The following is a 10,829-nucleotide window of genomic DNA, read 5'->3' on the forward strand; positions in this document are numbered from 1 at the left end:
CTTGATCCCAACCGCCTTCCACTTGATGCGCCGCTACCGCACCACCCCACAAAAAATCGTTAGGAAAAATAGACTTAGCCATAGATGACCTCTCTCACAAAATTGGCAATTCATTTTTAGCCAGTTCAAACTGCTGACACTATAACTTAAACTTTTTTACAATGTAACCGGTTTCTGAAACCGGTTACAAAACAAAATGTCCGCAATATGACCATGGTCAATGTTACCTATCACAAGTATCGGCAATTCTAATTAGTCTTAGTGGGGATCCGTGTCTAGACTCTAAACGTCAACACAGTATCTCAACTCATTCGAATACAAGCTGATTTTCTGCTTTCGAGTGATGAAATTCATCAAAGAATCCCCAGACACTTGGGGTTGTCGCAAAATGGCCAACTGTGCACCTACACCAATATGAGTGCGGGTCTCATGAAAATGGCCAACACGCAGCAACTTTCAACTGAAAGGGAATAATGCGAAGCAAGGAGTAATCAATGGAGCACAATAAAGCGGGTTCAAGCGGTCAATGCCCTGTCATGCACGGTGGCTTGACTTCGGCGAGCATGTCCAACATGGACTGGTGGCCTAAAGCGCTAAACTTAGACATCCTTCATCAGCATGACAGCAAAACCAATCCACTTGGTGCTGATTTTAATTATCGCGAAGAGCTGAAAAAGCTTGATGTAGAAGCACTAAAACGCGATCTGAAAGCGTTAATGACCAATAGCCAAGAGTGGTGGCCGGCCGACTGGGGACATTACGGCGGTTTGATGATTCGTATGGCATGGCACTCTGCGGGCACCTACCGTATTGCCGATGGTCGTGGCGGCGGCGGTACCGGTAACCAACGTTTTGCCCCACTGAACTCATGGCCCGATAACGCCAACTTAGATAAAGCACGCCGTTTGCTGTGGCCTATCAAACAAAAGTACGGTAACAAAATTAGCTGGGCGGATCTGATGATCCTTGCGGGTAACATGGCTTATGAATCGATGGGTCTGAAGACCTTTGGTTTTGCCTTTGGCCGCGAAGACATCTGGCATCCAGAAAAAGACATCTACTGGGGTTCTGAAAAAGAATGGCTCGCCAAATCTGGCGGTGAAAATAGCCGTTACTCTGGTCAGCGCGATCTCGAAAACCCACTTGCGGCCGTCATGATGGGGCTTATCTACGTCAACCCAGAAGGTGTGGATGGAAACCCAGATCCACTCAAAACGGCGCAAGATATGCGTGTCACTTTTGCTCGCATGGCAATGAATGACGAAGAGACCGTTGCTCTGACGGCTGGCGGCCATACGGTGGGTAAAGCGCACGGTAATGGCAAAGCTTCTAACCTTGGCCCTGATCCTGAAGGCGCTGAACTGCACGAACAAGGCTTAGGTTGGAACAACCACACCAGCCGTGGGATTGGTCGAAACACCGTCACTAGTGGTATTGAAGGTGCATGGACCACTCACCCAACCCGTTGGGATAACGAATATTTCTACTTACTGCTCAGCTATGAATGGCAGCTCACTAAGAGCCCTGCGGGCGCATGGCAATGGGAGCCTATCAACATCAAAGAGGAAGATAAACCGGTTGATGTGGAAGACCCAAGTATTCGCTACAACCCAATGATGACCGATGCCGATATGGCTCTGAAAATCGATCCTGAATATCGCAAGATTTCAGAGCGCTTCTACAAAGATCCCGCTTACTTCTCAGAAGTGTTTGCGCGAGCTTGGTTTAAGCTCACTCACCGCGATATGGGACCAAAAGCGCGCTACTTTGGCCCAGATGTTCCGGCAGAAGATTTGATCTGGCAAGACCCTGTTCCAGCAGGTCGTAAAGACTATGATGTCAATGCGGTCAAAGCAAAAATCGCGGCAAGCGGTCTAAGCATCAGTGAAATGGTCAGCACCGCTTGGGATAGCGCTCGTACTTTCCGTGGTTCTGATAAACGTGGTGGTGCCAACGGGGCGCGTATTCGCCTCGCTCCACAAAAAGATTGGGAAGGCAATGAGCCTGCTCGTCTAACCAAAGTGCTGGCAGTGCTGGAGAAAATTGCTGCTGAATCAGGCATCAGCATCGCAGATACGATTGTTCTGGCAGGTAACGTTGGTATTGAACAAGCGGCTAAAGCGGCGGGCGTTAATGTGACAGTACCTTTCGCACCGGGACGTGGTGATGCCACTTTGGAACAAACCGATGTTGAGTCTTTTGAAGTGCTTGAGCCTCTCGCGGATGGCTTCCGTAACTGGCAGAAAAAGCATTATGTAGTCACACCGGAAGAAATGTTGCTCGACAAAGCGCAACTGCTGCGCCTCACCGCTCCAGAAATGACGGTGTTAATTGGTGGCATGCGTGTGCTTGGCACTAACTACGGTGGCAGCCAACACGGCGTGTTTACCGACCGCGTCGGTGCGTTGACCAACGATTTCTTCGTTAACCTAACCGATATGAGTTACACCTGGAAACCAACCGGTCGCAACTCTTACGAGATTGTTGAACGTAAGAGCGGCAAAGTGAAGTGGACAGCCACTCGTGTTGATCTGGTGTTTGGTTCTAACTCCATCCTACGTGCTTATGCGGAAGTGTACGCACAGGACGACAACAAAGAAAAATTCGTCAAAGACTTTGTTGCCGCATGGACCAAAGTAATGAATGCGGATCGATTTGATCTGGTGTAATCCATCTCACCATCCCTTTCAAGGCTGCCATTTGGCAGCCTTTTTTGTACACATCTATCCCCTTCCGACTCATACAATGTCACGTTGCAGCAGACAATAAGTACTCCTTTCTTGAGCGTTATCTGTCTCTATACCCAAACAACTTGGAGTTGCAGATAGGCGATTATTTATTTCATTCCAACCTTTTGTTCATATCACTTAAATGTTCTAGAAACTTACTTTAAATCTTTCGCATACCAATAAAATTCTTTACAAAACCAATTAATAATTTAGCTCAATCTTATTTATCTCATTCTAAAGCATTGTGACTCTCTTCCATAAATAAGTTGACATTTAGAGACAATATTATCAGCGAGAATTAGTGGAAGTTTAATAGCGATCAAATTACATCTCATACACTTATTTTTCTAATTGACTTTAAATATTCAGAAAACTAATTTGAAAGACAAGAAAGTTAACAAAACAAATGAATCAGCATTGTAAGAATAACAAAAATCTCATTAACAATAGAGCTTGAACTCTAAATTAAATTTATAGAAATCACATTAACAAACTAAAGAAAAAACACAAAAACACATAGCCTCAGTTTTAATTTAAATAATTATTGAGTTTTATTTATTAAAGGCCCAAATAATGGAAGAGTTTAAACTATATCCATCCATCGATATTGTTGGTGGAAAAGCTTTAACATCACGATCAGCTATAGATATAACTTTAGGAATAACTGAAGAAAAAACATATCTTGGTGAAGTATTCGAGGTGGCTGAACTGCACTTCCAATCTGGAGCTAAGTGGATACATATTGTCGATCTTGATGCAGCATCCGGCGTCGGGAGCAATCAAAGATTAATAATGGACTTAGTTAAGCACTTTAGTGAAAAAGTACAGACTCAGGTCTGTGGTGGAATACGAAGTAATGAAATTTTAGAACAATACATCCTTGCTGGATGCTCTCGCGTCAACATCAGCTCTATGATATTCGACAAGCCCAAACTTTGTGGAAAATTATTAAAAAAGTATGGTGAAAAAATTGCTATTGCTCTCGATGTCAAATTGGTAAACCAAGAATACAAGTTAGCCACTCGGGGTTGGAATAATCTTCAAGGCAATTTATGGACAACTCTAGACTGGTTAGATAATTCTGGATGCCAACGCTACGTTTTGACAGACGTAGACCGTGGAGGCTCACTAAATCACCCAAATTTTTCTCTGTTAGAGCAAGTCCTAACAAAAACATCAACTCCTATCATCTCTGGTGGTGGCCTTTGCTCTCTAGATGATATTGATCGTTTATATCAGATTGGCATTGAGGGAGCAGTCTTAGGACAGCTTATTCATACTCAACAACATCAACTCAAGAGGTTTCTTCAGTATGTACAACAAAACTATAAAGATGAGCCAACTTCGAATGAAGTTATCTGATGTTGGGTTATTGGGTGAAGTTTATATCCCCCCCCATCACTTACCACCTTGTGATTTAGCTTGCATTGAAGATCTTCATTTACCCACTCAAAATAAGAATTACCTCTCAAGAGGAAAAAAATACTATGAAGAATCAACATGCTTTCAATTGATTCTTGATATTTTTGATTATCATAACCGATTAAGAACCACCACCAATCCTTATGTCAGTTACATTCTGATGGATCATATATTGAACGGATTACTTCGTCTTTTAGATAGCTTAATTGCACATGATCAGTCAGAGTTTGTTAATTACTATATCCAAAAATCTAAAGAGATGGCGCAAGGTATTGTCGATTTCTTTATGGGAAAAACTCACTTTACTGTGAGCAGTTATATAATCAGTTTTCCCCATCATATAGCAAAGTTAAAACCACGAGTTTATCTTGAGGGTGATAATCATCTATTAACTCTCATCTCTGTCATGCAGATGCCCCGTTCTGATGTATGCGTGGGAATATTACTTGGTGGTGCAGCCAGTGCTGCTATTTATTCCGCCTATCATGAGTCACAACTCAATTATCTAAAAATTTCTCGTTATGATGACACAAAAAAATGTAATGAATTTCTTTGGGGAAATCCAATAGATCTGCGTCCATCCGTATTGATTCTGGATGATAATTGTGGCACGGGGAAAACCCTACATTTAGCCAAATCTATCCTAAAAAATCACTATCAAATTGATGCAAAAATTGCCGCCATTGAACTTCATTGGGAAAAATTATTGCGCGTCAAAGGTTATTACCACCAAGACTCTGTATTTGATCTCTCATCTTTAGATTATTTAACACCATGGAATGTTCGTCATCATCATTTACTCAAGCAATTAGTACAGCAACCATCAACTACTCAAAACCATACCACCAATATTATGGAATGGTTAGTGTACTCAAAAAGTGTACTTAACCTTTTATCTAACTTGGGAACCCAGACTCAAGCATTTGATTCTTTAAGAAATTATTGTTTAAAACTTGAATGTTATAGCGCTTAAATACGATCATTTTTCGCCCGGCAAGGAGGCAATATGCAAGCACATATTATTTGGGATTGGAATGGAACTTTGCTCGATGATTTTCATATCTCACTCAAAGCGACCAACACTGCGTTGATGGGAATTGATGTACTTCCATTGAGTTCGGAAGAGTACCGTTCTCTTTACTGTGTACCTGTACAAGATTTCTATCATCAAGTTTTAGGGCGTAAACCTACTCTGCTTGAATGGTCAAAAATTGGCAAAAAGTTTAGTCAAATTTATAAACAGGAGGTACTTGATGCACCTTTAGCTCAAGATGCAGCCCGTCTACTGAATGAACGCCAAAGCCATTCCGTCTGTTCTCTGATGGAACACAATCTGTTAATTAAAATGCTTTCTGCTTTTGGAATCAAAGGGCATTTTTCAGAAGTTAATGGACGAACAGAGCCGCTGAATCAAGAAGGCAAATCTGCCTATCTTAAAAAGCACTTGAGCCAGCTTATTACTCGCCAAGGAATCAATAAAAATGAGATTGTCCTCATCGGTGATACCCAAGACGATGCCGATGCGGCGCATGCGCTCGGTCTCTCCTCCATTCTTTATTCTGGTGGTGCGTTTAGCCATCAGCGCTTAGCGGCCACAGGAAACCCTGTTGTCAATACCCTAGCAGAAGCCGTTGTTCTTGCCGATCAGCTCGTACAGGAGAGAGCCAAATGATAAAAGCGATTGTAGGCCTACAAATGGGCGACGAAGGTAAAGGTAAGTTTGTCGACTTACTGGCTCAGCAATACCGACATATTGTTCGATTTAATGGTGGAGCGAACGCTGGCCATTCTGTTGTCTTTAATGAGCAACGCATGGCTTTTTCTCAAATTCCAGCAACTATTAGGAATGGGAAATGCCTTTATATCTCGCAAGGCGCCTTGATCAGCTTAGAGAGGCTACTCCAAGAAATAGAGTTCATCAAAGCTCATTGTCCTGACACTCAACTATTCATCGATCCCCGCTGCCATATTGTTTTACCAATTCACGCCGCACTTAACCAAGCTTCTGAGCAATACAAAGGGGTTCATAAAATCGGCTCCGTTGGTGTGGGAGTTGGGGCGTGCTATGAAGACAAATCCAATCGTTTAGGTATTCGATTGCAAGATACGCTCAATGAGTCTGTATTACGTCATAAGCTCACTCTGCTTTGGGAAATTCGAGAAAAGCAAATTGAATCCGTCTTTGAAGGGCGGCTTCACCTCAATTTTGAACAACAAGTGCAATACATACTCAGGCTCGGTAAACAACTAAAACCCTATTTTTGCTTCACTAATCAAGTGATATCACGCTTACTTCAACGTGGCGAAAGCATGTTATTGGAATCCTCTCAGGCCACTTTTCTTGATAACAGTTTCGGAACTTACCCTTACACAGTGGCCTACTCCACCTTAATTCAGAGCTGCTTTGCTTCAATAGGCATTCCAGCTCAAACGTTACAAGTATTAGGAGTGATGAAGGCGTACATGATCCGAGTTGGCAATGGTCCATTTCCTACCGAACTTGATGGTGACATTGCACAGTACATTCGAGTGAAGGGCAATGAGTTTGGTACGGTATCGCAAAGACCAAGGCGCTGTGGCTGGTTAGATCTTGCTTTGGTTGAACAAGCGATTCATCTCAATGGCGTCAAAGAAGTGGCGATCACGAATCTTGATGTTCTCGGTGGCATGGATGAAGTTTGGGTATGTAATGGATATTTATTACACGGAAAAAAAGTTTGCACTGATGAAGCTCTTCTTCATTTTGATCAAGTCGAGCCTATTTACACAAAATTCCAAGGTTGGCCAAGACTCCCTAATGGCATTCTAAATTTATCCGATTTACCCAAAGAACTACTTCATTATCTTGCTTATATTCAATCCTATATCAGTGCACCGATTCGATATATTTCCTATGGCGCAGAACGCGAATACACAATTCATATCGAACCTAACGGATTCAGCCAAATTATCCTTGCAGATTCTGAGGAATACGCATGATCAATTATGTTACTGGGTTTATGTTCTCTCAAGACCTATTAAACGTCGGATTAATCAAAAAATTAAAACCCAAATGGCAGAGTGGATTATATAACGGTATCGGAGGAAAGATTGAACATGATGAATCACCCTATGAAGCCATCGCGAGGGAGTTTCAAGAAGAGACTGGCGTCGAGACAAAGCCAGATGAATGGAAGTTGTATGTGACCTTAACTAGGCCAGATATTTATCGAGTTTATTTCCTTTGCATGATTAGTGACAAAGTCCATAACATTCGAACAACGGAAGAAGAAATTGTGAAATTATTACCTTGCGATGCATTACCTAAAAATGTCATTCATAATTTACGGTGGTTAATTCCCCTTGCCCTTGATAAATCATTAGCGATGACGACACCCATTTGCATTGAAGAAATTAAAAACCCATAAATATCAATCCAAAAACCATCACACTCAACCTATAAAGTTAATTCTTTATTTAAAATTACTGTAGCGCAGTAAAATATCAAAAAAGAGCTTAAATAATATGAAAAAACACATACCATTTATTATTAATGGAAGAGTGACTGATTGTTCAAAAAAATCAGAATCAGAACAAAAAAGCATTTTTTTTCGCGAAAACAGTCTCAACCTAGATGTTTTAACCGATCACATCTCCGATGAAATAACAAGTTATAAAAACAGTCTGGACTTAACAATCAACAATATTGTTAATTTCCTTTATACCGTAGGTCAACGTTGGAAAAATGAAGAATACACCAGAAGACGTAGATCGTTTAGCCGCCGCAGTACAATGAAAAAAACGGCCTATACTATACCCAGACAAACTGAGGTCGTGTTACCACGCACCTCTCTGTAAGGCCCATACTTCATGGATATGGGCACCAGTGCTGTAAGCTGCAATTTATTCAGCACTATAAAATCTTTGCATTGAAAAATGGCTAAACCGTCTGAAATGGAGATCCTAATGATGCGCTATTTTCATCACACCTTACTGAGCTGCTTGGCGCTTCTCTTTACGCCGATAGCGTTAGCACAAACGTTAACCGCTGACTTTAGACATCGGCCACCAGAAATGGTGTTAGATGAAGCAACAAACTCAATGACTGGACCACTCAAAGATATCGTTGAACAAGCGACACAGAAGCTGGGCTACTCTATTGAGTGGCGCAGCCGCCCTTTTGCACGCAGCTTAGCCGATCTGGAGACCAATCAAGTCGATATTGTTCCTCGCGTGATTAAAACCTCAGAGCGAGAAGCCTTCGTCCGCTTTGTTGGCCCAATCAGCGAACAGACGAAAAACATTCTCTTCATTACTCATGGAGAAGGAATGCCAATCAAGGAGTACCAAGATTTAACTAAACTGAATGTTGGCGTAAAGCGAGGTACGGCTTATTTTGAGCAATTTGACAATGACAATAATATCCGTAAAACCGTCGTTGCCGATGATTACAACTTAGCTCGAATGCTAGAAGCAAAGCGCATTGATGCAATCATTGTTCTTGATGAAGCGGCGATTGAACAAGAGCTGAAAAACATCAGTTTTACCAATTACAAAAAGGCCGATTACTTCTTCCCCAATGTGATAGGTAACTACTACGGTATGCCTAAAAATCATCCGCTGGCGGACAAACTTGCCGAAGTACTGCAACAAATGGTGCAAAACGGTGAGGTTAACGCCATTTACCAAAAATACGGATTAACTCCTAATTAACTCACATCAAAGGCTTTGAGGTTACAGCAGATAATGATCCCTAAGCTCCTTTAGGGATCATTACCTCATTCATAGAGTCTATCTATGCTCATGGGGATAAACTGACTTACCGCCTATCTGCAACATAAAGTCGTTTGGGTACACAAAGTCTCTGTTTAAGGTTGTGTTTAGCTCATTCGGCATGTTAAAAAACAACGTTTTTTTGAACTTTCCTTATCATCCTTAGTCTGAATCCCGTCTCTAATTGATTGATGAAATAAATGAGTTTTTTATGGCAAAACGTTGGACACTTCTTGCAACCTTAGTAGGTGTTGGCTTGGCAGGCGGTTATTACACTCTCGCTTATACCCCTGAGTCTTCATCCCCATTACCGACCCTCAACGTCAGCCGGGGAACAATAGAGAAACAGGCGGTCGCGGTTGGTCAAATCATGCCTTCACATTCGGTGGCAATTAAATCGCAAATCAACGGTATTGTCGGTGAAATTTATGTGCGTGAAGGGCAACATGTTGAGCAAGGACAACCCTTGATTAAGGTTCGTCCGAATCCAACACCACAGGCGTTGACCGATGCCTCCACAGAGCTGATGCAAAGTGAAGCGAATCTTGAATCAGACTTACAACGCTTAGCCAACCTTGAGCGCTTAGTGAAACAGCAAATCATTCCTGCCAATTATGATGATTACGTCCGCGCGAAAGCCGACGTCAAAGCTAAGCAAGCCGAAGTGCAGCAAAAACGCCAAAACCTAGAGTTGATCCGCAGCGGTGAAGCTTCGATTGGGCAAGCCAAGCTCTCCTCTACTCTATATGCCCCGATCAGTGGCACGATTTTAAATATCAAAGTCGAGGTCGGAGAGCCGATCATCTCTACCGAGTCGAGCCAAGCGGCAACAGAAATGATCCAGTTAGCGGACATGAAAAATATCGTGTTTAAAGGCAGTGTCAGTGAACATGATGCTGCGCAGCTGAATGCCGGCATGTCCGCCAGTATTACCGTTGCCCCCTACCCTGAGCAGGTGATCAATGGTCAGTTGACCAAAGTCGCGATTCAATCGGAGCGCTTAAATAATCCGGAAAACAAAGATGGCAAAAGTTTTGATAACGGATTTCAAGTCGAAATCGGACAATTAGACATCCCTGAAAACATGACATTACGTTCTGGATTCTCTGCCAGCGCAAAAATCACCTTACAACGTGCCGCGGATGTCCTTACCCTTCCGGAGCGCGCATTACAGTTTGAGGGCGAAACGCCCATGGTGCTGATTGCGGATGGCTCTGCACAAGGTTATACCGCTCATCCGGTCAAGCTTGGGCTTTCTGACGGCGTACAGGTTGAGATCTTAGAAGGCGTAGCCGAAAAAGACAGCATAGTGGATAACAGCATGCTGGGAGGCCAGCATGAATAAGGGCTTTCTCACCGCATGTGTACTGACTAGCCTGATGGCATCTTCTTCTGCTTTTGCGCTCTCCATCGAGCAAGCGTGGCAGCAAGCCAAGCAACAATCACCCGATGCACACATTGCCGAACTCTCGGTGCAGCTCAGCGTGCAAGATAAGTATCTCGCCAAAAGCGATCTCCTTCCTTCACTCTCAGGCAGTGCCGGAATGAACTGGTCAGAAAGCCAAAATGGCTCGAGCAGTTATGGCGCCACCATTGAGCAAACCTTGTGGGATAGCCGAAAATGGAGCGCGTTGGATAAAGCCGATGCGGACTGGGTGTTAGCTCAACTTGAACGTAACCAAGCTTATAACCAGCTCGCTCATCAGTTACTCAGCGCTTATTTTGCCTTAGCGGAAGCGCAAAGTAATTTGACTCTTGCCCAGCAAAAACAAGCGGATGGCGCACAATTATTAGCCATCGCTGAACAGCGTTATCTGGCGGGTAAAATAAAATCTGTGGAGTTGGAAGAGCTACGCGTCAACCAACTTGATGAAGAGTCAACCATTCTCAATGCGCAGGCGGAACTCGAAACCAAACGCAGCCAAC

General features: G+C 43.0%; 11 protein-coding genes. 10 read left to right on the forward strand and 1 reads right to left on the reverse strand.

Annotated features, from left to right (window positions below; translation table 11 throughout):
• On the reverse strand, nt 1-82 hold an 82-nt coding region (locus GOU96_RS15395; RefSeq protein WP_324702002.1), incomplete at its 3' end, for a family 1 glycosylhydrolase.
• A 412-nt stretch (nt 83-494) separates the two neighbouring features.
• Here GOU96_RS15395 and katG point away from each other — a divergent pair.
• The 10 genes from katG to GOU96_RS15445 form a co-directional block, all read left to right on the forward strand.
• Nucleotides 495-2,669 (forward strand): catalase/peroxidase HPI, encoded by a 2,175-nt coding sequence (gene katG / locus GOU96_RS15400; protein WP_174500224.1) that lies wholly within the window; start codon nt 495-497, stop codon nt 2,667-2,669.
• Nucleotides 2,670-3,302: 633 nt separating this feature from the next.
• A complete protein-coding gene (locus tag GOU96_RS15405; protein ID WP_000390823.1) occupies nt 3,303-4,091 on the forward strand; it encodes a 1-(5-phosphoribosyl)-5-[(5-phosphoribosylamino)methylideneamino] imidazole-4-carboxamide isomerase in 789 nt (262 codons plus the stop codon).
• Entirely contained in the window at nt 4,078-5,124 is a 1,047-nt protein-coding gene (locus GOU96_RS15410) for a phosphoribosyltransferase domain-containing protein (protein WP_230373904.1), read from the forward strand. Before GOU96_RS15405 ends, GOU96_RS15410 begins: the two co-directional genes overlap by 14 nt.
• A 33-nt stretch (nt 5,125-5,157) precedes the next feature.
• Nucleotides 5,158-5,823 carry an HAD family hydrolase gene (locus GOU96_RS15415; RefSeq protein WP_069648062.1) on the forward strand — a complete coding sequence of 222 codons (666 nt, stop codon included), beginning with the start codon at nt 5,158-5,160 and terminating at the stop codon, nt 5,821-5,823.
• Nucleotides 5,820-7,130 carry an adenylosuccinate synthase gene (locus GOU96_RS15420; RefSeq protein ID WP_267781165.1) on the forward strand — a complete coding sequence of 437 codons (1,311 nt, stop codon included), beginning with the start codon at nt 5,820-5,822 and terminating at the stop codon, nt 7,128-7,130. The genes GOU96_RS15415 and GOU96_RS15420 overlap by 4 nt, the downstream gene beginning before the upstream one ends.
• Nucleotides 7,127-7,558, forward strand: coding sequence for an NUDIX domain-containing protein (locus GOU96_RS15425; RefSeq protein WP_001961655.1), 432 nt, complete (start codon nt 7,127-7,129; stop codon nt 7,556-7,558). Before GOU96_RS15420 ends, GOU96_RS15425 begins: the two co-directional genes overlap by 4 nt.
• A gap of 97 nt (nt 7,559-7,655) precedes the next feature.
• Nucleotides 7,656-7,988 carry a hypothetical protein gene (locus tag GOU96_RS15430; protein ID WP_240493905.1) on the forward strand — a complete coding sequence of 111 codons (333 nt, stop codon included), beginning with the start codon at nt 7,656-7,658 and terminating at the stop codon, nt 7,986-7,988.
• 108 nt (nt 7,989-8,096) lie between these two features.
• On the forward strand, nt 8,097-8,843 hold the full coding sequence (locus GOU96_RS15435) for a substrate-binding periplasmic protein (protein WP_000986556.1): 747 nt from the start codon (nt 8,097-8,099) through the stop codon (nt 8,841-8,843).
• A 271-nt stretch (nt 8,844-9,114) separates the two neighbouring features.
• Nucleotides 9,115-10,248, forward strand: a complete 1,134-nt coding sequence (locus GOU96_RS15440) for an efflux RND transporter periplasmic adaptor subunit (protein ID WP_114721202.1) — start codon at nt 9,115-9,117, stop codon at nt 10,246-10,248.
• The coding region (locus GOU96_RS15445; RefSeq protein WP_324702001.1) for a TolC family protein at nt 10,241-10,829 on the forward strand (589 nt) is incomplete at its 3' end. The genes GOU96_RS15440 and GOU96_RS15445, both read left to right, overlap by 8 nt.

The organism is Vibrio sp. R-1, assembly GCF_035615595.1.
GTDB classification, from domain to species: Bacteria; Pseudomonadota; Gammaproteobacteria; order Enterobacterales; family Vibrionaceae; genus Vibrio; species Vibrio cholerae.

Bases quoted from the DNA above. Each gene is read 5' to 3' on its own strand.
- GOU96_RS15415 (WP_069648062.1), top strand. From the start codon at position 5,158: ATGCAAGCACATATTATTTGGGATTGGAATGGAACTTTGCTCGATGAT.
- katG (WP_174500224.1), top strand. From the start codon at position 495: ATGGAGCACAATAAAGCGGGTTCAAGCGGTCAATGCCCTGTCATGCAC.
- GOU96_RS15430 (WP_240493905.1), top strand. From the start codon at position 7,656: ATGAAAAAACACATACCATTTATTATTAATGGAAGAGTGACTGATTGT.
- GOU96_RS15420 (WP_267781165.1), top strand. From the start codon at position 5,820: ATGATAAAAGCGATTGTAGGCCTACAAATGGGCGACGAAGGTAAAGGT.
- GOU96_RS15440 (WP_114721202.1), top strand. From the start codon at position 9,115: ATGGCAAAACGTTGGACACTTCTTGCAACCTTAGTAGGTGTTGGCTTG.
- GOU96_RS15405 (WP_000390823.1), top strand. From the start codon at position 3,303: ATGGAAGAGTTTAAACTATATCCATCCATCGATATTGTTGGTGGAAAA.
- GOU96_RS15410 (WP_230373904.1), top strand. From the start codon at position 4,078: ATGAAGTTATCTGATGTTGGGTTATTGGGTGAAGTTTATATCCCCCCC.
- GOU96_RS15435 (WP_000986556.1), top strand. From the start codon at position 8,097: ATGATGCGCTATTTTCATCACACCTTACTGAGCTGCTTGGCGCTTCTC.
- GOU96_RS15425 (WP_001961655.1), top strand. From the start codon at position 7,127: ATGATCAATTATGTTACTGGGTTTATGTTCTCTCAAGACCTATTAAAC.